Origin of the sequence: Marinobacter sp. ANT_B65 (assembly GCF_002407605.1) — a bacterium.
Lineage (GTDB): Bacteria > Pseudomonadota > Gammaproteobacteria > Pseudomonadales > Oleiphilaceae > Marinobacter.
This window is the reverse complement of sequence record NZ_NXGV01000002.1, coordinates 536,535-562,000: the sequence shown is the minus strand read 5'-3', so window position 1 is coordinate 562,000 and position 25,466 is coordinate 536,535. Positions and strand designations below refer to the sequence as shown.

Here is a 25,466-nt window from a genome sequence, read left to right as displayed (position 1 = left end):
CTCCTTGCGGCTTATTGTTGTTAAATCCACTAGTTTCTGAAGGGCCAAATACTGAAAAAGCGCCGTATGCGGTGCCAGATCTCCGCCAACCCGTGCGGTTCAAAAATAAGAAACCCGACAATCAAAGCGCCGAAAATGATTTCCAGCATCGGCGACATGAATATCGGTGCGTTTGGATAAAACGGCGTAAGGGCTGCCGTGAGCAGCTTGAGAACTTCCGGAATCAGTGTCATGAAGGCCGCGCCCAGAATACCGCCAAGCAGGTTACCCATGCCGCCAACGATGACCGCAGCCAGATAGAAAATGGACATGGACAGAGGGAAGCTTTCAGGCGTGACAACCCGGTAAAAATAAGCAAACAGGCCGCCGGCCACACCGGCATAAAATGAACTGAGCGCAAAAGACATCAGCTTGTAGCGCAACAGGTTGATGCCGAGTATTTCCGCCGAAATATCCCGGTCCCGGATCGCGATAAATGCCCGCCCAATACGGGTCCGGAATACGTTTTTGGCAGCAAACACCATCAGTACCGCCAGCGGTACAATGATGAAGTACATCCCAAAGTCGCTCTGAAACGTGAGCCCGAACAGGTGCGCCGGCTCCAGGCTCAAGCCGGCCATACCACCGGTTACAGATTCCCACTCGGCAAAGATGAAGTGAAGAAAAACACTGGCTGCCAGGGTAGCAATTGCCAGGTACAGACCTTTTACCCTCAGGGAAGGCAGCCCCACCAGAATACCCACGGCAGCGGCAAGCAATCCGGCAAGCAACAGCGTTATGGGGAAAGGCAGGGAGGTGTTCATGGACAACCAGGCCACCGTATAACCACCCACACCCATAAATCCCGCCTGCCCGAGAGATATCAGGCCGGTAAACCCGGTCAGGATGTTAAGTCCCGTGGTGCTGATAACCGCAATACCGACGAGGCAACCCAGATACAGCAGGTAGGCATCAGCCATGAAAGGAAAGACAGCAAGGGTCAGCAATAAGACTGCAAACCAGATTTTCTGGGTAGAACTCGTCCAGATAGCTTCGTCGGCTTCATAACTCTGTTTGGCGTCACCAATGCGCATCTTATACTCGCTCTATGTCGTGGGTGCCAAAAAGGCCATAGGGCCGGAGCACAAGGATCACTGCCAGCACTGCAAATGTTGCGGGCATCCGGTACTCGCCACCCAGGTAGGCGCCTGCAACCGTTTCCAGCCAGCCGATAAATACCCCCGCAATCAGCGCACCAACAATGCTGTCGAGTCCTCCGACGATCACGACCACCAGCACGCTGAGCCCGATGGCCCCAAACTGTGGGCTAAGCCCTCCAGTTGCCGCCACCAGTACACCTGCTAGCGAGGCTGCGAGTGAGCCAAATACCCACGCCAGGTTGAACACACGGCGCACGTTAATCCCCATGGAATAAGCCGCAGCCTGATCTGAGGCTGTGGCCCGCAGTGCAACACCACCACGGGAAAAGCGGAAATACAGCAGGTAAACAATGAGCAGCGCGGCACCAATGAGGAAGCCATAAGCAATCTTGGGAGCCAGATACATCTCGCCGATAAACACAGGTTTGCGAGGCAGAAAACCCGGAAGAAGCTGCGGATCTGCACCCCATATCATCTCCACCAGCCCCACCAGAATACTGGCGATACCGATAGTGACCATAACCACAGAAATGGAGGACTCTCCCAGCATCGGGCGGATCATCACCTTTTCAATCACCCCACCCAGCACACTTCCGCCAAGCACCGCCAATGGCAAAGCTACCCAGGGCGACATTTCCATGGCCCCGGCAAAGGCCAGAAACAGATAGGCAGCAAACATCATGATTTCGCCAATAGCGAAGTTAATGACCCGGGTGGCCTTGTAAATAATCACAAAGCCCAGACCGATCAGGGCATAGAGACCACCCATGGCCAGGCCTGCCAGACTGATTTCCCCGAAAAACAGCCAATCCATTCAAGCCACCTCTCTTTCTGGATTCAGCTTCTTGCGCAGACTGTCCAGATCGCTGGTACCCAGATACGCCTCGATAACCTGCGGATTTTTCTGAACCTCTTCCGGCAGGCCTTCCGTAATTACCTGGCCAAAGTTGAGTACCGCAATATGGTCGGAAATATCCATAACCATGCCCATATCATGCTCAACCATAAGCACAGTCACGCCCCACTCTTCGCGAATATCGAGAATAAACCGTGCCATATCTTCTTTTTCTTCCCGGTTCATCCCGGCTACAGGCTCATCCAGCATGAGCACTTTCGGACGCATGGCCAAAGCACGTGCCAGTTCCACTCGTTTCTGAAGCCCATAGGACAAGCTGGCTACCGGCTGGCGTCGTATATGGTCAATCTCAAGGAAATCAATAATGTGCTGTTCCACATGCCTGCGTACTGCCATTTCCTCCCGGCGCGCTGCACCGAAGTACGCCAGTGAACCCAACAGACCACTTTTCATGTGCACGTGGGCGCCGAGTTTGATGTTGTCGAGCACAGTCATACCCCGGAACAGGGCAATATTCTGGAAGGTGCGAGCAAGTCCCATGGCAGCCCGGACCGGCGGCTTGATTCCGCCAAGCACTTCGCCCTGATAACGGATAGAACCCTGCTGAGGCTTGTAGAAACCCGAGATGCAGTTAAACAGGGAGGTCTTGCCGGCACCGTTCGGGCCAATGACCGTGGTAACGGTATTTTCCGGCACGTGAAAGCTCACATCCTGTAATGCCTTAACACCACCGAACGAAAGCGACAGATTAGTAATTTCGAGGATACTGGACATTATTCCCCGCACATCGGCGATTATGGTTATTGTTGTTTACGTCAACGTCAGGCTATGTTCCTGATCGAATGTTAAAGTAGCCTACTTTCATCATAAAAACCAAAAGAGTCTGTTCTATTAGTTATCTGAGCACTCACCCCGACGGAATCCAGCACCATGACAGCCAACCCGATAATCTCTGCATTTGATAACCAAACCGGTGTCGCCACTCTGACCTTCAATCGCCCAGAAATACTGAATGCGATCAGTATCCCCATGGCGGAGGCGTTTCTGGATGCTGTAAAAACACTGAGCCATCAACCGGGTTTACGCTGCATTGTGCTGACCGGCTCCGGGAGAGCGTTTATGGCTGGCGGCGACGTCGCCAGCATGGAGGGTACCCCGGAGCAGACCAGAGATTTCATCAACGGGTTACTGGTGCCCCTCAACGAAGCCATTCTCCGTTTGAGGAATATGGATGCACCGATGATTGCCGCTGTGAAAGGTCCGGCTGCGGGCGCCGGGCTGAGCCTGGCGCTGATGGCAGACATCATCGTGGCAGAAGAACACGCGAAGTTTCTCATCGCCTACAATGGCATAGGTGCAGTACCAGACTGCGGCTGCACCTGGTTTCTGCCACACAAGGTCGGCGCTACAAGGGCCGCTGAAATGATGATGCTTGGCCGCCAACTCAGTGCTGAGGAAGCCAAAGGCTGGGGTCTGATAACCCGCACAGCGTCCGCAGATTCCTATGACGAGGTTCTGGCAACCACTGTAAATCAGGTTGCCAGTGGCCCGACCAAAGCTTTCGGCGCCTTTCGCCAACTCCTGGATCAGGCCGGCGGACGGTCATTGGCCGAACAACTGGAAGCCGAGCGGCAGGCCTTTCTGAAAGCTGCGCACACAGACGACTTCGCCGAAGGCGTGTCTGCCTTTCTCGCCAAGCGGCCTGCCACTTTTTCTGGCCGGTAACGCAGCTCCCGGCAGGCGTAGAGCTCATGCAAATGCCCTCACTGGTTGCGGATAATTCTTTGCAGCTTGCCTGCAAACACCTTATCCTCGGCGCTTGAATATCGTTCGTATGCTATCTGAAATACACCCTTTGTGAGGCGTCATGAATCCGACCATCGAACTACTGAACTCCCACCGCTCTATCCGGAAATTCACCGAACAAAAGATTCCCCGTGAGCTGCTTCTGGAGCTTATCCGTGCTGGCCAGAGTGCAGCCACATCCAATCACGTTCAGGCCTATTCGGTGATTCACGTGGTTAATCCGGAAAACCGGGAGAAAATCGCAGCCCTGGCCGGTGGACAGCCCTACATTGCCAAATGCGCAGATTTCCTGGTGTTCTGTGCCGACATGAAGCGATCCACTGAAGCGGCGGAAAAAGCCGGTGCAGACGTGATCCGTGGAATGACAGAGCAACTGGTGGTTGCCAGTGTCGACGCCGCACTGATGGCTCAGAACGTAGCTATTGCTGCGGAATCCGAAGGTCTGGGGCTTTGCTATATAGGTGGAATACGAAATAATCCCGCTGAAATCAGTGAGCTTCTTCGCCTGCCTGAGCACGTTTACCCGGTATTCGGGATGTGCCTCGGCTACCCTGACCAGAATCCGGAAGTAAAACCCCGACTGCCTACAGAGACCATCCTCAAGGAAGACTACTACCAGGACGAACAGGACGAGGCACAGGTCGCGAGTTTCGACGAGACCATGAGCAAGTATTACATGGCGCGCACAGGCAATAACAAAGAGACAAGCTGGTCAGAACAACTCAAGCCCCTGTTCACCAGCAAACTACGCCCGCATATGAAAGACTTTCTGCAGAAGCAGGGTTTTAAAATGCAATGATAACCCGGAGCCCCATGAGCCGTTCTCCCGATTACTCGCTGCTGGAGCTCGCTTCGGTTCGCGAAGGTGATACCGTAGGAGCCACGCTGGCAAACAGCGTGGCCTATGCCCAGCACGCAGAAAAGCTCGGTTTCAAACGGTTCTGGCTCGCAGAACACCACAATATGGAAGGCATCAGCAGCTCTGCTACCTCAGTGCTGATCGGCCATATTGCCGGACAGACCCGGACTATTCGGGTTGGCTCCGGGGGCGTAATGCTACCCAATCACCCTCCACTGGTGATCGCCGAGCAGTTCGGCACACTGGAAAGCCTCTACCCGGGCCGGATAGACCTGGGCCTGGGGCGGGCGCCGGGCACTGACCCGGTAACAGCCCGGGCCCTGCGCCGCGACGGCCTTGGCGCTGAGCAGTTCCCCGAGGACGTAGCAAGACTACAGGCCCTGCTCGCTCCTCTGCAGCCGGGCCAGGCGGTTAAAGCCATTCCCGGCGCCGGTACCAGAGTCCCCATCTGGCTGCTGGGCTCCAGTCTCTACAGCGCCCAACTGGCGGCCCTGCGCGGCTTACCCTATGCCTTCGCCGGACACTTCGCCCCACGCCTTTACCGTGAGGCTCTGAAGGTCTACCGGGATAATTTCCAGCCTTCTGAACAACTGCAACAGCCCTACTCCATTCTTGCGCTTCCCGCAGTGCCTGCAGAAACCATGGAAGAAGCACGATACCTGGCAACTACCAGCTTCCAGCGTATCCTCGCGCTTTTCAGAGGCCAGCCGCTCTGGATGAAGCCTCCCGTGGAATCTATGGACGGACTGTGGAACGCCGGCGAGCAAGCAGGGGTGAAGGATTTTCTGGCACTTCAACTGCTCGGCGATGCCGCCGCCATAAAAAAACAGCTAAGTGAACGGCTGGAGGGTGTAAGGGTAGACGAGCTCATGTTCACGGTAGACATATACGCTCCTGAAAAGCGCCGTCATGCGCTGGATATACTCGACGACACCCGACAGGGCTGATGCTCTATGAATACCGACACAATCCATGTTTTTCTCTCTCATGGCCTCGAAAGCGGCCCCGGCGGCACCAAAATCCAGGCCCTGAAGGCATCGGCAGAAACATTCGCAGACGTCAGGGCCCATGCAATTGACCACCGGAGCAGCAGGGATCCCGCCGTTCGCCTTGCCCAGATGCAGGATGCGATTGCCGCCAGCGGCGCTGCACCCGAAAACATCATCCTGGCCGGCTCCAGCATGGGTGGCTGGGTCTGTGCCCAGACCAGTGAACAAACACCGGTTCTCGGCTGCTTTCTGCTGGCTCCGGCACTCGCACTTCCAGACTACCCTCAATCCAGCCCGGGCATCCTGGCCCGGCACGTACAGATTATCCATGGATGGGACGATGACATTGTGCCTCCCATGCCGGTAATTGAACTCGCACGACAGCAGGAGCTTCCGGTATTGATGCTGCCCGACGGCCACCGACTCGCAAAAAGCCTTGGCCGGGTGATCGGGGAGTTCCGGGCATTTCTATTGAGGGCAGGCATTAAAGAAACAGATACTGGTCAGAAATAAACCAATAAGGCCAATTTCTTGCGAAAGTCGCTGAGTTTTGCCAGTCTTTAGTGATGTAACGATAGATATCTGTAAAAAAACGAACGGAGAAAACCCGATGAGCAGCATGAGTAAATTCAAGAAACTGGCCGGACTTTCAGCGTTCGCATTCGCGGCAATGACCGCCGCAAACTCAGTGAATGCAGCTAACTGGCGTTACGCACATGAAGAATATGAAGGCGACGTCCAGGACGTATATGCCTACAAGTTCAAAGAATACATCGAAGAAAACTCCGATCACACCCTGCAGATATACCGATTCGGTGAACTCGGTGAGTCCGACGACATCATGGAGCAAACCCAGGCAGGTATCCTGAACTTTGTTAACCAGTCGCCTGGTTTTACCGGTGCTCTGATCCCGGAAGCTCAGATCTTTTTCATTCCTTACCTCATGCCTACCGACATAAACACGGTCGTCAAGTTCTTCCGAGAAAGTGACGCCATCAACAAGGACTTCCCGAAGCTTTATGCCGAAAAGGGCCTTGAGCTTCTGCAGATGTACCCGGAAGGCGAATTTGTTATCACTCTGGATGAGCCAATCACTACCCCGGAGGAACTGAAAAACAAAAAAATCCGGGTTATGACCAACCCGCTGCTGTCGGAAACCTATTCTGCATTCGGTGCCACCCCGACGCCGCTGCCCTGGGGTGAAGTATACGGCGCCCTGCAGACCAACATGATCAACGGCCAGGAAAACCCGATTTTCTGGATCGAGTCTGGCGGTCTGTATGAAGTATCCCCCAACCTGATTTACACAGGCCACGGCTGGTTCACTACAGCTGCTATGGCCAACAAGAATTTCTACGACGGCCTGTCAGACGAGGACAAGAAGCTGGTTCAGGATGCTGCGGACTATGCTTTCGAGAAAATTGTTGTGCACATCGATGGCCTGGCAGATGAAGCTCTGGCAAAAATCCAGAAAGCCAGTGACAAGGTAACTGTCACCCGTCTGAACGAAGAGCAGATCAAAGCTTTCAAGGACAGGGCTCCGCAGGTTGAGAAGAAGTTCATCGAGATGGCCGGAAAAGGCGGTGCAGACCTGCTGAAGCAGTTCAAACAGGATCTGGAAGCAGTACAGAACGACTGATCCCTGATCGTTCTTGTCCGCCGGCGCCCGCCGGCGGATGTTTTATTGAACTAACCACGCCCCTGTCGAACCCGGTAACCGGCAGGGAGCGATATGATCTGGAGCAAACCCCATGCCCGAGAATTCCCCGGAGTTAGAAGACGATACCGGATCTTTCGAGTCCGGCCTGCCCGGGTTTCTGGGAACACTGGACGGATGGATAGCCAACGCTGAAGCCGTCATCCTGGCTGCCGGGGTAATCCTGATGGCCGTTAACACTTGCGTAAATGTTATTGCCCGGTTTGTATTCGGAGAAGGCCTGTTCTTTTCCGGGGAAATCAACCGCATCCTCATTATCCTGGTTACGTTTGCCGGTATCGGCTACGCAGCCAGATACGGGCGTCACATCCGGATGTCCGCGCTTTACGACTCACTTCCGACGAAGGGCCGAAAAGTACTGATGATTTTCATTGCCCTTTTCACCTCAGTTGTGATGTTTTTCCTTTGCTACCATTCCTATGGATACATAGAAACACTGTATAGCAGGGGCCGTATTTTGCCGGCACTGGGCTTTGAAATCTGGTGGATTTATATATGGGCTCCCGTGGGCTTCGCCGTTACCGGTATCCAGTATCTCCTCACCGCCATCAAGAACTTCACCAGTGAGGACGTTTATCTCTCCACCGGTGTGATTGACGGTTACGCTGACACAGAATCGGAAGTCTGACCCGGTTTCGCACCGGTCACGACAAAAAGGGCTCACCTATGGCGACAATTCTAATGATCATCATGATCGGGCTGCTGCTCCTCGGCTTCCCGATGATGATTCCACTAACGACCGCCGCCGTCGTTGGTTTTGTAATGATGTTCGATGGCTTCGGCCAGATGGGCACCTTCATTCAGCAGATGATGGGGGGCATCCGGCCCGCATCCCTCATTGCCGTACCTATGTTCATTCTCGCCGCAGATATTATGACCCGTGGCCAGTCAGCTGACCGGCTTATCAACATGGTAATGGCCTTTATTGGCCATATAAAAGGCGGGCTGGCGATCAGCACTGCAACATCCTGCACCCTCTTTGGTGCGGTCTCAGGCTCTACTCAGGCAACAGTTGTCGCCGTTGGCTCACCTCTGCGCCCGAAGATGCTCAAAGCCGGCTATTCCGATTCATTTACTCTGGCATTGATCATCAACGCCAGTGACATTGCGTTCCTGATCCCCCCCAGTATCGGCATGATCATTTACGGGGTTATCTCCCAGACATCCATTGCCGAACTGTTCATCGCAGGTGTCGGCCCAGGCCTTCTGATCCTGCTCATGTTCTCGCTCTATTGTCTGTTTTACGCTTACAAAAACAATGTTCCTACAGAACCCAAGGCAACCTGGAGCCAACGCGCTACCTCCGTGCGCGATGCCATCTGGCCACTGTTTTTCCCGGTCATTATAGTTGGTGGTATCTACGGAGGTATCTTCAGCCCGACCGAGGCTGCAGCAGTCTGCGTGCTCTATGCATTCCTGCTGGAATTCATTATTTTCCGTTCTCTGAAGCTTGGAGAAATCTACAAGATCGCCAAATCCACCGGCCTGATCACCGCCGTGGTCTTCATTCTGGTGGCCGTAGGCAATGGCTTCTCCTGGATCATTTCGTTTGCCCAGATCCCTCAGGCGATACTGGAATCTGTGGGCGTTAACGAAGCGGGGCCGACAGGCGTACTTATCGCAATCTGCGTCTCGTTCTTCATTGCCTGTATGTTTGTTGACCCTATTGTTGTCATCCTGGTACTGACACCTATCTTCGCTCCAGCCATTCAGGCAACAGGTCTGGACCCGGTGCTGGTCGGGGTACTCATTACCTTGCAGGTTGCAATCGGCTCTGCCACGCCTCCGTTTGGCTGTGATATTTTCACAGCCATTGCTATTTTCAAGCGGCCGTATCTTGAAGTTATCCGGGGAACGCCTCCGTTTATCTTGATGCTGATCACTGCCGCCGGGCTGATTATTGCATTCCCGGACATTGCTCTGTTCCTGCGTGATCTCGCCTTTGCAGACTGACAGATAACCGGATCTGGACTTTCAAGGAGAAAACGATGTTCAAGCGGATACTGGTAGCGGTGGACGGATCCAAAACCTCACTCAAGGCTTTGGACAAGGCCATAGGCCTGCAAAAACTGATCCCGGATGCGGAGATCTTTATTATCTGCGTCTACAAGCACCATAGCCTGTTTGAGGCATCGCTCTCCATCGGCCGGCCAGCGGACATGGATATCCCGGACAAGGTTCTTTCAGAATACGCCAAAGGGGTAGTCAATCATGCCAAGGATATGGCGAAAGAGCATGGGGCCACCAAAGTGCGCGGCTTCGTCAAAGCAGGACGCCCTTCAAAGGTCATCATCAAATTCGCGCAGGAGAAGGAAGCTGATCTGATCGTGGTGGGTACCCGGGGTACTCACAGCGATAAGGACGGCATGATCCTCGGCAGCGTTTCACACAGAGTAGCCTCTCACGCCAAGTGCCCGGTTCTTGTGGTATGAAACCTGGCTGACGCCGGCTAGGACTCCGAAAACACCGCAACATTATCGCGTCCACATGCTTTAGCCCGGTACAGTGTTTCATCTGCAAGCTTCAACAACTGTCCCGGCTCGTCCGTACTCTCCGGCCAGTTAGCCACACCTATGGAAACGGTCAGATGGCCCAGGTTGTTGCCCTCAAACACCACTGGTTCTCTCCTTGCCGATTCACACAGTTCTTCCGCACGGTCTTTGGCTCCCGCCAGATCTGAACCTGGCAGAATCACCACAAATTCTTCGCCCCCGTAACGACAGACAATATCACTGCCACGGAAACGGGTCTTCAGTATCGAGGCAAAAGCCCTCAGGGCCATATCCCCCGCCTCGTGACCATGGGTATCGTTAAAATGCTTGAAATGATCGATATCCATAAGCATTAGCGACAGTGGCAAGCTGTTACGCAGCGCTACGGCGGTTTCATGCATAAAAAGCTGATCAAAATACCGGCGGTTTTTCAGGCCGGTGAGTGCATCTTCGTATGACAGGCGCTGCAGATCCTCCCTCAAGGAAATGCCAGAAAGTGTAATCCCGATGCGTTCAGCAACGAGATTCATGGAAGTCATCAGCCGTGCAGCGCCGTATTCCGTGTATATGGAGTTGCTGATACTCCTGCCATCAAGCAACAACAAGCCTTCAAGCCCGGTTCCATGGCTTGCGAATTCAACATTGACAGGAAAGCACAGTAATCCCTGCAAGCTCCTGGCCGCTTCAGCATCCTCCACAGACCCTGGCATCAGTTGAACCGGATCCGGCAGCTTATCAAGCGTGGCAATAACTGGTGGAAACTCCGGGGGCTCGTCACCATAACCCCAGTGTACGAGACGCTCATAACTGCTGCCGGCGGTTTGCCGGTAGATCATACCCTTGAACGGGCTACAGAGCCTGGGCATTGCTTTGGTGAGCACCTGAAACGCCTGATTCAGGCCGACACATGCCTGTAGTTCGGCAACAATACCCGCAAACACCTGGCTCTTCTCATTCTCGAATGCCAGTAAACCTGCCCTCGCCTGCTCCCTCCGTAAAAGGGTTTCTGCTTTTTCAGTTCGATTCGCCACCTGTTGTTCCAGAGTCACTGTTAACTCCTGCAGCGCTTTCTGAGTGCCTGCATAGTGTCTCAAGGAGATAAGTACAACTGCCAGCGTAAAGGCAAGCAGACCAAAACTGACAGGGACCTGCCCCCATGGCAAAACAGTATGCGCAACTGCCATATCGGCGATGAGCAGGGCTCCAAAAACACCGCACACAATCACAAGTACCTGCTGTTCACCGGTAAATGATCGCAGGCGAGGCACTGTCAATATACCCATGGCTGATAATGAAATCAGGAGCAGAACATCAAACACAGGAAAGGTAGACGAGAGAGGCACTATCCCCGCCAAAGCCAGACCCAGCGCACCCACCATGTAACCCAGGTGCAGCTTCCAGATCAGGCTGATCGCCAGGCGGGAGGGGCGGGTAGAGAGCCATTGATCCAGCATAAGCCCAAGGGCCACAGGCAGCAGGTAATAGCTTCCAGCGGCCAGGTAATCCCACAAAAGGGCGTGAGAAATAATGAGCTGACTGGCCGGACTCTCTGCCACCAGCATGACAGATGAGGCCAGTGCGAACAGGGCGATACTGGAAAACGTTTTCTTACCCCCCTGAAGCAGGGAAAGGGTCAGCGCGAGCAGTGCTACCAGCAACGAAAAAGTGGCAACAAACAAGGCTTCAAGAGAGTTTTCAAGAATATGGAGAGTGAGCGACGAGTGATCCAGAATGCCGATTTCACCCCAGAAACCGATATCCTTGTAGTCAGAGAAAACACGGAAATAGAGCGTTTTGTTCTCGTAATCCCCCGGCAATGGCATTTCATGCCAGGGCCAGCCTTCAAACTTGCCACGCCCATTCCTGTCAAAAGTTCCATATTGATAGATCTTTTCACCATCCAGCCAGGCCTGGACAATCAGATCAACACTCAAAACGTAAAAAACAGGTGCCTGCCAGTCACCTGCGGGCAGATTTACCCGATACCACACCTGATCCCGACCGTCGCGGCCGGGGGGGTTGGCAGGGAAATCAATGGAGTGCCATTGCTCTGGCTGTTGCGCAACAGACCAATCAGGCACTCCTTCAGCAGTAAAAGGAAAATCTCCCCAGTGATATTCCCAACCTTCGGTCACAGGCTGAGGCCCAACTGCAGCGGCAGCAGGACCGAACCCGCAAAGAATACCAAACACGATAATCAGGAAGCTCAGACACGATGTGGCCATTGACGCTGGGGTCCTGCCAATTAGAGCGTTGGCGGCAAGTATAGAATACCTTACCCAATACGTGTACAAATATAATACAGTAAAGCCCATAAAACGACCTGAGATGACAGAGCCAGGGCAAGAGAAGACCCTGTCATCTCAGGCTGGAGAGGGGTCTTTACAGCCCGGACTTCAGCTTTTCCCAATACCTGGCATATACCTGCAAGGCTTCATCACCGAGATCTGTCTGAAACTCGGCATTCACCATATCTTCCGATCCAGGGTAGCTGGCACGATCTCCTGCAACCTCTTCGTCTAGCAACTCACGGGCAGCCAGTACCGGTGTGGCATAGCCGATATCTTCGCTGATCAGTGCAGCAATTTCCGGCTGCAGCACAAAACTGATGAATTTGTGGGCAGCTTCCGGGTTTTTGGCATTCTTCGGAATCACAAAACTGTCCAGCCAGACAATAACGCCTTCTTCCGGATACACATACTCAAGCGACTCCATGCTTTCTCTCCCCATGACGGCCTCGCCATTCCAGATCATACCTACATCAGCCTCCCCTTCCAGAAAAGGCATGCGTGGCGCATCTGAATTAAAGGTTCTTACGGAAGGCATCAGCTCTGTCAGCTTTTCATAGGCTTCTTCGATCTGTTGCGGATCGGTACTGTTACCAGAGTATCCGAGAACACGCAGGCCCATGTGGAAGACTTCACGCATGTCGTTTGTCAGGTTTACCCGGCCCTTGAAACGCTCGTCCCAGAGATCGCTCCAGGCAGTAACCGGCTCACCGTCAATATCTGCAGTATCGACACCAATACCCGTTGTGCCCCAGAGGTAAGGGACGCTGAACTGGTTGCCCGGATCAATGTCCAGGCCAGTAAGCTCAGGGTCAACCTGATCAAGCCCACTGATCTTGCTTTTGTCGATGGGCAGCAGCAGCCCTTCATTACGCATTTTGCTGACGTAGTATGTAGAAGGCACCGCAAGATCATAGGCAGCACTCTCATCCAGCAGTTTCAGGCGGGCGTACATGGCTTCGTTGCTGTCGTAAGTGGTATAGACCACCTGAATTCCGGTTTCTTCCTGAAAGCGGGTCAGTACTTCCTGGGGCATATATTCCGACCAGTTATACAGGTTCAGTACCTGCGGATCATCGGAACTGCAGCCCGTCAGGCCCAGTGCCAGCATGCCGGCCAGTGCGAGTTTCTTCATTGTTTACTCCTTGAAAGAATCCATTGCGACAACATCAGCATCACCAGTGAAAACACCAGTAACAGAGTACCCAGTGCATTTACTTCAGGCTTCAGACCTACGCGCACCATAGAGTAGATGCGCAGAGGAAGAATTTCATAACTTGGTCCGCTCACAAAACTACTCACAACAACGTCATCCATGGACAGCGTAAAGCCGAGCAGCCAGCCAGCCATCAATGCCGGCATGATAACCGGGATCAGTACAGTTCTGGTCATTGTAAAATCGCTGGCGCCAAGATCCCGCGCAGCTTCCGGCAAGCGCTCATCAAAACCAGCCAGCCGGGCCATCACTGTAATCACCACGAACGGCAGACAGAAAGTAACGTGAGCCAACAGCAGCGATACGTATCCAAGGTGCAGTCCCAACAACAGAAACAGCCCGAGCAATGAGATGGCCAGCACGATTTCCGGCGACATCATGACAACAAACAGCATGCCATTCAGGACTTTCTTGCCACGAAAACGGTAGCGGTGCAGAGCCAGCGCGGTCAGAGCCCCGATCAGAGTGGATACAGTGGCGGCCGTAAGCGCCAGCCACAACGAATTCCACATGGCCTGCACCATGGCCTGGTTATTGAACAGCGATTCGTACCAGCGCAGGCTAAGGCCGCCCCAGTTATAACCGGTGCGCGAGTCGTTGAAGGAAAACACCACCAGCACAATAATCGGCACATACAAGAGCAGGTATACCAACGTGAGGTAACTACGGGGAAGCCATCGCATCAGGCACCCTCCTCGCCCAGGCGGCGTTTGCTCAGCCGGTGAGCAAACATCAGCAACGCCATAGTGACCGTCAGAACGATGCTGGCGGCTGCGCCAAACGGCCAGTTCCGGGCATCCAGAAACTGGTTTTTAATTACGTTACCCACCAGCAGGTTGCGCGAACCTCCCAGAATATCAGGTACAAAGAACAGCCCCATGGCGGGCAGCAATACCAGCATGACCCCGGCCAGAACCCCGGGCAGCGTCAAGGGCACTATAACGTTTTTGAAGGTAGCAAACCGGCCGGCGCCCAGGTCGTGAGAGGCCAGCAGAACGTCCTCGCGCAGATCCTCAAATACTGAATACAGCGGCAGAATCATGAACGGTAGCAAGAGATACACCAGGCCCACGATCACCGCACCTTCCGTGTACAAAAGCTGTGCTGGCTCATCGATTGCGCCCAGGGACATCAGAGCACTGTTCAACAAGCCGTTGGTAGCCAGAATCAGCTTCAAAGCGTAGGTTCGTACCAGAGAGTTTGTCCAGAAAGGCACAATCAAAAGAAAAATCAGCAGCATCTGCCGCCGTTTTTCCACTCGCGACAAAGCCCAGGCGAAAGGATAGCCAATCAGCAGGCACGCCAGCGTGGTCATTGTTGCCATGTACAGGGAATGAAGAAATACCTCCAGATACAGGGGGTTGAACAGCTGCCGGTATGCATCCAGGTTCAATGGCAGGGAAATGAAGGTTCCGGGGTTTCGTGTCATCACACTCGCCCCCAGTACCAGCAGGTTGGGTGCAAGCACCAGGAACAGCAGCCACCCCCATACCAGCACCAGAACAGCCGCTCTGAACGGCTGTTGCTTAATGCTCTGCATCATCGGCTGCCAGCTCCTCTTCGTCGGTCAACGGCTCGTCACCCTCTTCTGCCAGCAACCATTCCCAGCCATCTACCCAACTTACGCGCACCGGCTCGCCAATACTGTAATCGAACGTTGGATCGTCCTCGTCAAAGAATTCGCTGGCCATTACATGGCTGCCATCCTCCAGTTCGATAACCGAGTCCAGAGTACTGCCTTTGTAGTTGCGCTCTACGATCTTGCCTGCGACACCCTCAGTGTCATCCGGTGCAAGTACCCGGATATCTTCCGGGCGCAGCAAAACATGCAATGACTGATTCATCGCAACGCGGAACGATGGCTTGCTCAGTTCCCGGTTCAGGCCAAACACATCCACACTGATGCGCTCACCCTCAATTTTGGTAACGCGGCCGGGGAAAAAGTTGGTCTGGCCCACAAACCGCGCTGTAAAAACGTTCGCCGGGCGTTCATAGACTTCCCGAGGCGTGCCAAGCTGCTGAATATAGCCATCCTTGAGCACCACGATACGATCAGACATCGACAGCGCTTCTTCCTGATCATGAGTGACGAACACGAAGGTGATGCCCAGCTCACGCTGGAGCCGCTTGAGCTCTACCTGCATGGTGCGGCGCAGTTTGTAGTCCAGCGCCGAGAGAGGTTCATCCAGTAACAGCATTTTGGGCCGCTTGACCACTGCGCGAGCGATTGCGACCCTCTGTTGCTGGCCGCCGGAGAGTTGGTGCGGTTTACGTCCGGCAAAGTCCTCCAGCTGGACCATGGCCAGAACTTCCTTAACCCTCTCGCGTATTTCCGCTTTCGGCCGCTTCTCCATCTTCAGGCCATAGGCCACATTGTCGAAAACCGACATGTGTGGAAACAGCGCGTAATTCTGGAAAACCGTATTTAACGGGCGGGTTTCTGGCGGCATCTGGGTTATATCCACACCAGACAGGGTAACGCTGCCCTGATCAGGGAGTTCAAAGCCTGCCATCATGCGCAAAAGGGTGGTTTTACCACAGCCAGATGGCCCAAGAAGGGTGATGAATTCGCCATCGTCAATTGCCAGACTGAGCTCATCCAGTACGGTTTTACCGTCAAACTGCTTGCTGATACCGCTCAGCGATAGGAGTGTTTTAGTCATCAGCCCGGTCCAGATAATAAGCGGCGTATTTTTTCAGAAAGAGCGTTACATAAAAAGGCCAGTGTCGTTTTTTTACACAATAATATTCATCCGGGTACTACCCGAAGAGCCCAGATTGGGCAAATGTGACATTTATGCGGGGGAGGTTTTGCTTTAAAAAGTACCCGACTGCTGAGGCAGCCGGGGTCTTCTGGAAGGTTTTATTCGCCAGCAACGCTGTCGAGATAGGCCTTATCTGAAATATTGGTCCATTGACGGACCTGTTTCAGGTAGCCGAAATGAGAGTCAATAATTTCCTTTGCCAGCTCATCTTTTGCAGCGGCTTCAGCCAGCAGCTTGTTGGTCGCTGCGCGCATCGCTTCGATAACTTCCGGTGGGAATGTCTTGTGCGTTACATCCGGATAATCTTCTTTCATACGATCCCAGGCTACACCGCTGTCGTGAGTGGTCTGGATGTACATATCGTAAGCGGCAGTCCGCATGGCTACGCGCAGAATTGCCTGCAGGTCTTTCGGCAGTTTATCCCAGCTTTTCTGGTTAATAAGGAACTGTACTTCCGCACCTGGCTCCTGCCAGCCTGAGTAGTAGTACTTTGCAATCTGGTGGAAGCCCATAGGGAAGTCAAGAGCCGGCCCTACCCACTCAACCGCGTCAACCGTACCGCGCTCAAGCGCCGTGTAAAGCTCACCGGGAGGCAGGTTGGTTACTGCTACGCCAAGCTCGGCCATTACTTCACCCGCAAACCCCGGGGTGCGCATTTTGAGGCCTTTGAGATCCTCTACAGAGTTGATCTCTTTGTTGAACCAGCCGCCCATCTGGTTGCCGGTATTACCGCCAGGAAAGGAGAGCAGGCCGTATGGTTCGTAGACCTTCTGCATCAACTCCATGCCTTTATCGTGGTAAAACCAGGCATACATTTCCGGCGCAATCAGGCCAAAGGGTATTGTGGTGAAGTACATCGCATTGGGAATGGTGCCCTTGTAGTAATAAGAGGCCGTGTGTCCCATGTCGTACTGACCATTACGCACCAGATCAAAAATGCCAAAAGGCGCTTTATGCTTGTTGGAGCTGTCGATACGGATTTTCAGGCGTCCGCCAGACATTTCTTCGGCCATTTTTGCCATGTTCTCGGTGGTTTCCCCAAGAATTGGCGAGTTGGGCCCCCAGGTTTGCGCAAGGCGCAGAGTGTAGTTTTCTGCGGCTATGCCGAGCGAACTAACAGAGAACAGCAGCGTCGCCGCGGCCATTCTGAAAAGACGAGTCATCATCGTTAGCACCATTTATCGTGTTGTTATGTTATATCTTTATCGCAAAAGCGCCCATAATCTTAGCCCGTGATGACACCCTGCGCCAAGAGTTGTTCTATCGTATTCAGGCATACAGAACCTGTAATGCCTGAATCAGACCTTAAAGCGGCTCACCAGATCCCGCAGACTTTCACCCAGTCGTGCCAACTCAAGGCTGGCCTCATTCGTCTGAGTAACACCTGTATCGCTGCGCTGTGCTGCATCAACAATGCGTACCACGTTCTGATTAATTTCGTCCGCCACCTGGCTTTGCTGCTCTGCCGCGGTTGCTATCTGGGTAACCTGATCGTGAATCTGTCCGACGGATTTCTCAATGGTCGTCAGGGCGCCCGTCGCGTGGTTAATCCGCTCCACTGTTTCAGATGATCGGTCCCGGGAGCTGTTCATCCGCTCAACCGCCGAGCGGGTCTCGCTCACAAAGCCATCGATCATTTCACGGATCTGATCTGCAGATTCCGCACTGCGCCGGGCAAGCTGGCGCACTTCATCTGCAACTACCGAGAATCCGCGACCATGGTCACCTGCTCTGGCAGCCTCAATTGCCGCGTTCAGTGCAAGCAGATTGGTCTGTTCAGTGACCGCCCGGATCACATCCAGGACCCTCTGGATATCGTCTGACTTTTCAGCCAGAGCATTGATACTGACAGCACTTTCCTGAATTTCTTCTGACAGCTTGTTTACAGCGCCCTGCGCACTGGCAATGGTTTCGCCGCCATCCCGGGCCATCCGGTCTGCATCCGATGCAGCACTTTCAACTTCGCTGGCGTTACCGGCAATCTGCTGAATGGTTGCTGCCATCTCAGTTATTGCAGAGGCAATCTGGTCTGTTTCGGACCCTTGTTCCTGCACAGATGCCCGCGTTTCATTCGCTACGCGACTCAACTCTTCAGCAGCAGATGCCACCTGATCCGTTGTCGCACCGACCTCCCGGATAGTCGTCTGGATTTTGATAACAAAGGCATTGAAACGACGACCCAACTCCGAAATTTCATCCGTACCTTCTTCCGGTAAACGCTGGCGCAGGTCACCCTCTCCATCAGCAATTTCCTTCATCATCTCACTGACGTTTCTCAAGGGCCTGGTTACTGTGCGGCCAACCAAAACACCTATTACCAAGGAGATGAACACAACGATGGCGGTAACAAGCAGGATAAAGCCGAGTGTTGAAACGATATTTTCTTCGATTTCCAGGCGGGCAGCCGCGACTTTTCGATCAATATCGGTAATGTAGACACCCGATCCAATCATCCAGTCCCACCCCGGGATAATCGTGGAGTAGGACACCTTGGGCTCTTCGTTACCGGATGCCGGATTCATCCAGTCGTAACCGTAGTAACCTCCGGATGCCCCTGCACTGAAAAGATCCTCTACTAGCCCTCTGAGCCTGGGGTTACTGCTCGGACCTTCTTTTGAAGGATCAGGAGCATAGGCAAGGTTGTATACGTCCCGCGTGTATGCAAAAACGTAATTGGTCTTTTCAAACCTTATGGCACGTATGCGGGACGCTGCCTGGGCCTTCGCTTCGTCTTCAGACAGTGCCGGATTATTTTTCGCTTCCAGAACCACCGCTTTGGCGGCATCAATCAGGTTTTTCAGGCCCAGTTTCCGGGCATCCAGAAGACTGGATTCAAGGCGCTGTAACTCTGCCTCTCCATTAGCCTGTATCTGACTGACTGAAATCCAGGCTACAGTCGCGGCTGTAACAAGCACTGGTATCAGAACAGCCAGTAGCAAACGGGTTCGTATATGCAGGTGGTTCAAAAAATTCATTACGCCAAATCCTCAAGGGGGCATTGTCTTCAGACTGTATCGGCAAAATCTGAATGATCTTGAGCAAACCTGTCAATTATTCTGCACAACATCGGGATCTGCACCGTCATCACATTTCCGGCAATCAAGTTCAAAGCCAAGCATGGAACCCCGCCCCTCTTCGCTGGTCACCCAGGGCCTGTTCACCCATGGCGGGGTATGACGCACATGCTGATTATGGCCACACGCAAGTCGGGCGACCCAATGACCCTCTTCATCTTTGTGGTACCCGGTTATCGCTTGTTTCATAACACCCCAGTTAACGGATAAGTCTGCGCATGAAAATCGCCGGGCGTACGGGAAGGTCTTCCAGATGCCTTAAAATATTCCCTTTCAGACGTTCTGAGTGCCCGGGCCAGTTGGCAGGAAGGCTGATTTCCATCATCAGGCTCGGGCCAACCTTGGCCATTTTCACCTGTTCCGGAGCAAGACCTACAGAATGGAGCGCCTCATGAACCTCTTCGGCAAACTCTGCCGAAGGCGCTGCCAGCATAAGCTCCCGCACCGCACCAGCGGTCATTTTTATCGGTACAAGTATGAAGTAGGCAGAAATAACAATCATCATCACCGGATCGGCATACACAGCCCAGGCAGACCAGGCGCTCTGTTCCAGCCACCAGGCAATACCGAATCCCAGCAACACTGCTGCACTAAGTACCGAATCCATAAACCACTGCCGTTTCTCGGCAACGAGGAGGCCGGAAGATTCACGACATTCCGCCCAATTCAGGTATACCCATACCGCGGCACAGCCCAGAACACTTACAGAAGCAAAAACCAGAGCCCTGTCGGCACTGACAGCGCGCCCTCCCTCAAGCATCGCAGCAATCGCCGATGCCAGAGATAACAAGCACACCAGCGTAATTACCAGCCCTTTGATGGCAATGACCAAAGGCTCAACGGCACCATGTCCAAACGGATATTCTTTACTGGCCGGGCGGCGCACAACCCTTGCTGCGTATAAGGACAGGAGCGACAACATCAGACTCACCAGTGAGTAGGCGCCATCAAACAGGATAACCAGCGAATCAATCCATAAACCCCAGGTAATTCCGGCCAGAGCAAACAGGCCGGCCGCAACCGCAGACAAACTCAGCGCCATATTTTCCCGCGCTATAGACTTAAACATTTTGATCTCCCGTGAATTAACAGCATATTATCGCGGCATACCTGGCATATATAAGTCGGTGACCGACGGAAAAACCGTCACCAAGGAGAGAGCTGTTGAAAACATCGCAAGTAAGGGTATTCCTGGCGGTGGTGCGCAACGGCACTATCGCCGCGGCAGCCCGGGAGCTCAACAGGAGCCGCACTACTGTCAGCACCGCCCTGGCGGCGCTGGAAGATGAGCTTGGAGTAGCACTGTTTGAGCGCAGCGGTAACCAGTTACAACTGACAACCATCGGCCAGGCCATAGTTACGGATTGCCGGCGGTTTGATCAGGTCGCAACGCAGATTTTCGCACGCTGCCAGCATCACCTTAGCGGAGCAGAATCCGTTTTACGGATAGCCCGGGACGATTCAATCCCTGAACCCGTATGGCGTGACCTTCTGCGCAGGCTCAAAATCCACTTTCCTCAGACCAGCCTTTCTGTTTATCTGGCGACGCCGCGGGAGCTCCCTCCCCTGGTCAAAAACCAGTCCGTGGATGTAGCCTACGGCCTTATGCCTGCTCTGGTGAGCGAAGGCTACCAGTGGTTTCGGGAACTCGCAGATGTGCGCATGCTCACTGTCGCCGCACCGGATCACCCACTTAGCCAGCTCAAGCGGGTAACTCAAGACGATCTCATCAGCTATACCGAAGTCACTCTGGCCTTTATGCAGAACGACAGGCTGGAAGCTGAATCTCCGGAAACGGCCAACTACCTGGCCTTTACCCAATACGAACTGATCCGGGATTCGGTAATAGATGGTGCCGGCTGGGCCGACCTTCCCCTGCCTCTGATTGCGGATGCCCTGAGGCAGGAAAAACTCAATATTGTTCACCACCGCAGCGCACGCTGGTGGAAGGTGTTCAGCGTACTGGAATCCGAACAGGCACAGGGCGGCGCGGTGCTGGGATGGCTGGCCACGGAACTGGAACAGTATCTGGAAACGGTAGAATAGGGTTTACCGTGCAGCAAGCCTGGAACGCCCGGCCCAGGCCGACCACGAATACAGTCCCAGCGCCACCCAGATCATGACAAAGCTCATCAGTTTTTCCGGGCTCAGGGATTCATTGAATACCAGTAACGCAATCAGAAACTGAATACTGGGATTGATATACATAAGAAAGCCGACAGTCGACAACCGCAATCTGCGCGCCGCTCCGGCAAAAAGCAACAGAGGAACTGCGGTTACAATGCCACTGGAAAGTAACAGAAGAGTGGATTCAGTAGTCTCAAAGAAATGGGATACCCCTGCATAACTTAATGCCGCAAGCACCAGCATCCCCACTGGCAGCAAAAGAAGTGTTTCCACGAACAAGCCTGAAAGCCCATCCAGCGCAACCTGCTTGCGAAGCAGGCCATAGGTTCCGAAGCTGAATGCCAGCACAAGTGTTATCCAGGGCACTACCCCCAACAGAAACAGCTGGTAAAGAATTGCAATGGTAGCCAGCACCACAGCCAGCACCTGCAGGCGGGATATGGTTTCCTTGAGCACAAGCATGCCTAACCCGACATTAACCAGGGGCGTCAGAAAATAGCCAAGACTGGCCTGCAGCACCTGCCGGGACTCCACCGCATAGATGTAAACACCCCAGTTAACTGCAATAAGTACTGCACAGCCAAGAACAAAACCGAGCTTTTTAGGACGCGCCAGAGCCGTTTTTACGGGCTGCCAACGCTTCAGCAAGGTAACAACAACTGCAAGAAAGACACAGGACCAGAGCACCCGGTGACTCACCACTTCCCATGCTGGCACACCATCAAACAAGGCGAAATAAAGCGGAAAGCAGCCCCACATAGTGTAGGCAGACACCCCGAATGCAACACCTTTACTGGTTTCCTGATCGGCCATATACGTAGCGTTCTAATTATGTTGTTGCGCTGAACTTAACATACCGGATGGGGGTTACGCCTGAGTAATATCGCTTGATCCGGATTGCTCCCGTTCGATCAATCGTTGCTATACTGCCAGGAACATCCCCCAAAACTGACGCCAATGACGACTCGTGATCCCGGGCATCTCATTCATGCCCAAAGCCTTGATCCTGCCGAACCCTCTTTGGCTACGAAAGCGCTTCGGACGATCCTCGATAATCTTGATGCATTGGTGTACGTCTCAGATTTCGATACACACGAGATATTGTATCTGAATGCTTATGGAAGCAACGTCTGGGGCGATTTTCAGAAAGGCCAGAAAGCTCAGAAGTGCTGGAAAGTTCTGCAGAACAATGATGGCCCCTGTAGTTTCTGCACAAACCATCTGCTCATAAACAGCCATGGGGAGGCAACTGGCCCCCATGTTTGGGAATTTCAGAATGAGGTTGATAAACGCTGGTATCAGTGTCGGGACCAGGCCATTGAGTGGACTGACGGGAAGCTGGTCCGTCTGGAAATCGCCACAGACATCACCGATCGCAAGCATATGGAACTTGCTTTGCAAGATGCCCAGCACAAAGCGGAAGCTGCCTCTTTGCAGGATGAACTTACCCTTCTGAATAACCGCCGGGCGTTTTTCCAGTTCGGGAATCAATTCCTCAAACAGGCTCGCCGGCATCAGACGTCCATGGCCGCTATCATGTTCGATCTGGATCACTTCAAACAGATCAATGACAGCCACGGCCATGAAGCAGGAGACGCGGTTCTCAGAATGGTTGGCAGCATGCTGCTGGCCAAAGTCCGGGAGTCCGATATTGCTGCACGCATTGGCGGCGAAGAGTTCGGCGTATTGCTGCCAGACACCTCTCAGGATCAGGCTATGGAACTGGCTGAACGGTTACGCTTCTTGCTGCAGGAACTGCAGATTCAATACCGGCAGGTTGAGCTTCACCCAACCGCCAGTTTTGGTGTTGCTATGCTGTCGGCTGACGACGACCGGCTTGAGGCACTGCTGTCACGAGCCGATGAAGCCATGTACCTGTCAAAAGCACGGGGCCGGAACAAGGTACACCTTTCTCCGTAGTTCCTGATTGACCCGGGGCCACACAAGAGGACTTACCGTCGTTTTGTCACCGCCATTGTCAGACGGGAAATACAGGTCGTCTTACCCTCTTCGTTTTCCATACGGATCTCCCACACCTGAGTCGCGCTGCCAATATGGACGGCCCTGGCCGTGCCATAAACCCAACCTTTAGTAGCCGGACGGATGTGGTTAGCGTTAACTTCAAGCCCTACTGCAACAGTACCCGGATCTTTCAGACAACAGTTGGCAGCCATGCTGCCCAATGTTTCTGCCAGCACAACCGATGCGCCCCCATGAAGGATCCCGAAAGGCTGGACTGTGCGCTCATCAACCGGCATACGGCCTTTCACATAATCATCACCAATCTCGGTATACTCGATACCCATGTGGCTGACTGCGGTGTTGGCGCTGGCTTTAGCCAAATTTTCAAGGTCCGGTTTACGGGTCCAGATTGCCATACTGATAGAAACTCTCTGATGGGTTTAAAAAGATATTCCGCAGTCGCTATAGCTGCAGAGACATGTAACGAGCGGTAAATTCACTGATAAGCTCCGCCAGACGGCCTGAATTATTCAATGTATACAGGCGGTCTGCAATGAGTTCACGGAACTCGAAGGTGTTACATTCTGATTTTTTGGAAAACGCAAAGAAAAGCCCTTCAGTGCTGACCGGCACATCCAGGGGAACAAATTCGTCTTCCAGGCCAAGCCTCTGAAGCTTTACCTGCCCCTGTAGCCGCTCGTACAAAACATAATCAAGGCGACCAGCCCGGGCCATTTCAAAGGATTGCTCTATGGTTCTGACGCTGACAATTTCCAGATTTTGTTCAGCATAGCGATCAAAGCCTTGCCCGAAACTGTTATTGATCAGCGTGCCACCTATTTTGCCACTCAGATCCGGCCAGTGGCGATATTCAAACTCCTTCCCCTTGGGCACCCATACCGCAGCAGAAAGGCGAGTGAAAGGAGGCAATAAATAATCCATGTACTCAATACGTTCTGAATTAATGAAAGCTCCGGCCACCATATCAATCTCACCCATTCTGGCAACGCGCTGTACCCGGGCCCATGAACCAAGATTCTGGACATCCAGCGTCACTCCAAGGGGTTCAAGAATTTCCTGCAGATAAGCTGTTGCTGCACCCGTCAGAGTCTCAGGCGTCCGGGGTTCCTCCCACAGCAGTGGCGGATACTCTGGGTTGCCACTCACTGTCAGCGTTTTGCAAAACGACGTTGATGCATCTGTTTTACCAGAAGCGATCAGAACCAGCAGGACGGGCAAGAGCCTGCAGACAGTGGCAGTCATATTTTTCCTTAAGCCTGACAAGTAACCTATCATCCTGTTTTGCCTTAGTGGATTATAGAGCGTACTGGTCCATATACTTGAGCACCAGATCTTCGTAAATACCTTCCGCTTTTATCAACTTGAACGCCGCGCGCATGTCGTCTGAATATTCCAGCACAGGTGATGTCCTGGCAACAGCAATCCAGGTTCGTTTCCCAGGTACAAAGAAGGGCGACACCTTAACCGACAGCCCTAGTTCTCGGACCGTATACAAGCCTACAAGTTCAGGGACAATAACAACATCAACCCGACCTTTTTCCATCATCAGAAGCAGATTCTCATACCGGGGCGCGACTTCTTTACGCAACCGCTCATCATTATCAAACCTCTTGAAGAAACGGGCCCCCTCCATCACTCCGATCGTCTTACCGTAAAGATCCGCATAACGCTCAATACGGTCGGAGTCTCTGGCGTAGAGAAATAACCTCCGTTCCGGCGGAAAAGCCGGCACAACAAACTCCATCAACTCATCCCTTTCCGGGGTTTTCAGCACTCCAAGCGCGACGTCTACCTCACCCAGGCGAATCATCTTCAGAACCCGCCGGAAAGGAGCCTCCCGATAATGGGTATTCCACCCCATCCGTTTCGTGATTTCCCGGAAAATATCTACATGGAGGCCTGACGGCTCACCACCATTAACAATCCGGTACGGTGGTGCATGATTGGCCCCTACCGTAACCGTAAGGGCGGGAATGGTCTCCGTTCCCTGCTGAGCGTTCGCAGAAAGCGCCATCACCGAAAGCAAAATGGCAATCAGTCCTCGCATTGTCTATTGCCTCTGAACACTGTTTCAAACGAACACATGGCTGTGACATGTGTACAGTATAGACGCTTACAGATCTGTGTAAGGTCTGACTGCGTAAAAAGAAGCCAG

At 53.3% G+C, this 25,466-nt stretch carries 26 protein-coding genes; 10 read left to right on the top strand and 16 right to left on the bottom strand.

The annotated features are described in order from the left end of the window. Positions 1-29: 29 nt before the first annotated feature. From CPA50_RS12700 to CPA50_RS12690, 3 genes are read right to left on the bottom strand one after another with little or no spacing between them, the layout of a single operon-like run. Positions 30-1,073 carry a branched-chain amino acid ABC transporter permease gene (locus CPA50_RS12700; protein ID WP_096782872.1) on the bottom strand — a complete coding sequence of 348 codons (1,044 nt, stop codon included), beginning with the start codon at positions 1,071-1,073 and terminating at the stop codon, positions 30-32. 1 nt (position 1,074) lies between these two features. Then, entirely contained in the window at positions 1,075-1,953 is an 879-nt protein-coding gene (locus CPA50_RS12695) for a branched-chain amino acid ABC transporter permease (protein ID WP_096782871.1), read from the bottom strand. Next, positions 1,954-2,769, bottom strand: a complete 816-nt coding sequence (locus tag CPA50_RS12690) for an ABC transporter ATP-binding protein (RefSeq protein WP_096782870.1) — start codon at positions 2,767-2,769, stop codon at positions 1,954-1,956. A gap of 156 nt (positions 2,770-2,925) precedes the next feature. On the opposite strand from CPA50_RS12690, the gene CPA50_RS12685 reads away from it, so the two are divergent. The 8 genes from CPA50_RS12685 to CPA50_RS12650 all read left to right on the top strand — a co-directional run bounded on the left by CPA50_RS12685 (position 2,926) and on the right by CPA50_RS12650 (position 9,798). After that, the gene (locus CPA50_RS12685; RefSeq protein WP_096782869.1) at positions 2,926-3,720 is read left to right on the top strand and encodes an enoyl-CoA hydratase/isomerase family protein; all 795 of its coding nucleotides are present in this window, start codon (positions 2,926-2,928) and stop codon (positions 3,718-3,720) included. A gap of 142 nt (positions 3,721-3,862) precedes the next feature. Next, positions 3,863-4,600, top strand: a complete 738-nt coding sequence (nfsA, locus tag CPA50_RS12680) for an oxygen-insensitive NADPH nitroreductase (RefSeq protein WP_096782868.1) — start codon at positions 3,863-3,865, stop codon at positions 4,598-4,600. 14 nt (positions 4,601-4,614) lie between these two features. After that, positions 4,615-5,607, top strand: coding sequence for an LLM class flavin-dependent oxidoreductase (locus CPA50_RS12675; protein WP_096782867.1), 993 nt, complete (start codon positions 4,615-4,617; stop codon positions 5,605-5,607). 6 nt (positions 5,608-5,613) lie between these two features. After that, positions 5,614-6,162: an alpha/beta fold hydrolase gene (locus CPA50_RS12670; RefSeq protein ID WP_096782866.1), complete on the top strand. Its 549-nt coding sequence runs from the start codon at positions 5,614-5,616 to the stop codon at positions 6,160-6,162. 97 nt (positions 6,163-6,259) lie between these two features. Continuing rightward, a complete protein-coding gene (gene dctP / locus CPA50_RS12665; protein ID WP_096782865.1) occupies positions 6,260-7,288 on the top strand; it encodes a TRAP transporter substrate-binding protein DctP in 1,029 nt (342 codons plus the stop codon). A gap of 112 nt (positions 7,289-7,400) precedes the next feature. Continuing rightward, a complete protein-coding gene (locus CPA50_RS12660) occupies positions 7,401-7,994 on the top strand; it encodes a TRAP transporter small permease (protein ID WP_096782864.1) in 594 nt (197 codons plus the stop codon). A gap of 38 nt (positions 7,995-8,032) precedes the next feature. Beyond that, complete coding sequence (locus tag CPA50_RS12655) at positions 8,033-9,319, top strand: TRAP transporter large permease (RefSeq protein WP_096782863.1); 1,287 nt, start codon at positions 8,033-8,035, stop codon at positions 9,317-9,319. Positions 9,320-9,354: 35 nt separating this feature from the next. Next, entirely contained in the window at positions 9,355-9,798 is a 444-nt protein-coding gene (locus tag CPA50_RS12650) for a universal stress protein (protein WP_096782862.1), read from the top strand. A 17-nt stretch (positions 9,799-9,815) separates the two neighbouring features. On the opposite strand, the gene CPA50_RS12645 is transcribed toward CPA50_RS12650, so the two are convergent. The 9 genes from CPA50_RS12645 to CPA50_RS12605 form a co-directional block, all read right to left on the bottom strand. Continuing rightward, positions 9,816-12,083 (bottom strand): diguanylate cyclase, encoded by a 2,268-nt coding sequence (locus tag CPA50_RS12645; protein WP_227519632.1) that lies wholly within the window; start codon positions 12,081-12,083, stop codon positions 9,816-9,818. A gap of 157 nt (positions 12,084-12,240) precedes the next feature. After that, the gene (locus CPA50_RS12640) at positions 12,241-13,281 is read right to left on the bottom strand and encodes an extracellular solute-binding protein (protein WP_096782861.1); all 1,041 of its coding nucleotides are present in this window, start codon (positions 13,279-13,281) and stop codon (positions 12,241-12,243) included. Continuing rightward, positions 13,278-14,045 carry a spermidine/putrescine ABC transporter permease PotC gene (gene potC, locus CPA50_RS12635; RefSeq protein WP_179397217.1) on the bottom strand — a complete coding sequence of 256 codons (768 nt, stop codon included), beginning with the start codon at positions 14,043-14,045 and terminating at the stop codon, positions 13,278-13,280. Before potC ends, CPA50_RS12640 begins: the two co-directional genes overlap by 4 nt. Continuing rightward, positions 14,045-14,905, bottom strand: a complete 861-nt coding sequence (gene potB, locus CPA50_RS12630) for a spermidine/putrescine ABC transporter permease PotB (protein WP_096782859.1) — start codon at positions 14,903-14,905, stop codon at positions 14,045-14,047. The genes potC and potB overlap by 1 nt, the downstream gene beginning before the upstream one ends. After that, on the bottom strand, positions 14,889-16,025 hold the full coding sequence (gene potA, locus CPA50_RS12625; RefSeq protein WP_096782858.1) for a spermidine/putrescine ABC transporter ATP-binding protein PotA: 1,137 nt from the start codon (positions 16,023-16,025) through the stop codon (positions 14,889-14,891). Before potA ends, potB begins: the two co-directional genes overlap by 17 nt. A 200-nt stretch (positions 16,026-16,225) precedes the next feature. Further along, on the bottom strand, positions 16,226-17,272 hold the full coding sequence (locus tag CPA50_RS12620; RefSeq protein ID WP_413772164.1) for a TRAP transporter substrate-binding protein: 1,047 nt from the start codon (positions 17,270-17,272) through the stop codon (positions 16,226-16,228). A 153-nt stretch (positions 17,273-17,425) separates the two neighbouring features. Next, positions 17,426-19,102, bottom strand: coding sequence for a methyl-accepting chemotaxis protein (locus CPA50_RS12615; protein ID WP_096782857.1), 1,677 nt, complete (start codon positions 19,100-19,102; stop codon positions 17,426-17,428). 72 nt (positions 19,103-19,174) lie between these two features. Continuing rightward, positions 19,175-19,390: a DUF3565 domain-containing protein gene (locus CPA50_RS12610; protein WP_096782856.1), complete on the bottom strand. Its 216-nt coding sequence runs from the start codon at positions 19,388-19,390 to the stop codon at positions 19,175-19,177. A gap of 10 nt (positions 19,391-19,400) precedes the next feature. Further along, on the bottom strand, positions 19,401-20,270 hold the full coding sequence (locus CPA50_RS12605; protein WP_096782855.1) for a cation diffusion facilitator family transporter: 870 nt from the start codon (positions 20,268-20,270) through the stop codon (positions 19,401-19,403). Positions 20,271-20,365: 95 nt separating this feature from the next. On the opposite strand from CPA50_RS12605, the gene CPA50_RS12600 reads away from it, so the two are divergent. Next, on the top strand, positions 20,366-21,247 hold the full coding sequence (locus CPA50_RS12600) for a LysR family transcriptional regulator (RefSeq protein ID WP_096782854.1): 882 nt from the start codon (positions 20,366-20,368) through the stop codon (positions 21,245-21,247). A 3-nt stretch (positions 21,248-21,250) separates the two neighbouring features. Here CPA50_RS12600 and rarD read toward each other — a convergent pair whose 3' ends face one another. After that, entirely contained in the window at positions 21,251-22,141 is an 891-nt protein-coding gene (gene rarD / locus CPA50_RS12595) for an EamA family transporter RarD (protein ID WP_096782853.1), read from the bottom strand. A gap of 144 nt (positions 22,142-22,285) precedes the next feature. On the opposite strand from rarD, the gene CPA50_RS12590 reads away from it, so the two are divergent. Next, a complete protein-coding gene (locus tag CPA50_RS12590; protein ID WP_096782852.1) occupies positions 22,286-23,248 on the top strand; it encodes a GGDEF domain-containing protein in 963 nt (320 codons plus the stop codon). Positions 23,249-23,280: 32 nt separating this feature from the next. Here the strand turns inward: CPA50_RS12590 and CPA50_RS12585 are convergent, their stop codons facing one another. The 3 genes from CPA50_RS12585 to CPA50_RS12575 are packed head-to-tail and all read right to left on the bottom strand — an operon-like array spanning position 23,281 to position 25,358. Then, a complete protein-coding gene (locus tag CPA50_RS12585) occupies positions 23,281-23,706 on the bottom strand; it encodes a hotdog fold thioesterase (protein ID WP_096782851.1) in 426 nt (141 codons plus the stop codon). 46 nt (positions 23,707-23,752) lie between these two features. Beyond that, positions 23,753-24,553, bottom strand: coding sequence for a substrate-binding periplasmic protein (locus CPA50_RS12580; protein ID WP_096782850.1), 801 nt, complete (start codon positions 24,551-24,553; stop codon positions 23,753-23,755). Between the two features lie 52 nt (positions 24,554-24,605). Further along, the gene (locus CPA50_RS12575) at positions 24,606-25,358 is read right to left on the bottom strand and encodes a transporter substrate-binding domain-containing protein (protein ID WP_096782849.1); all 753 of its coding nucleotides are present in this window, start codon (positions 25,356-25,358) and stop codon (positions 24,606-24,608) included. Positions 25,359-25,466 lie beyond the last annotated feature (108 nt).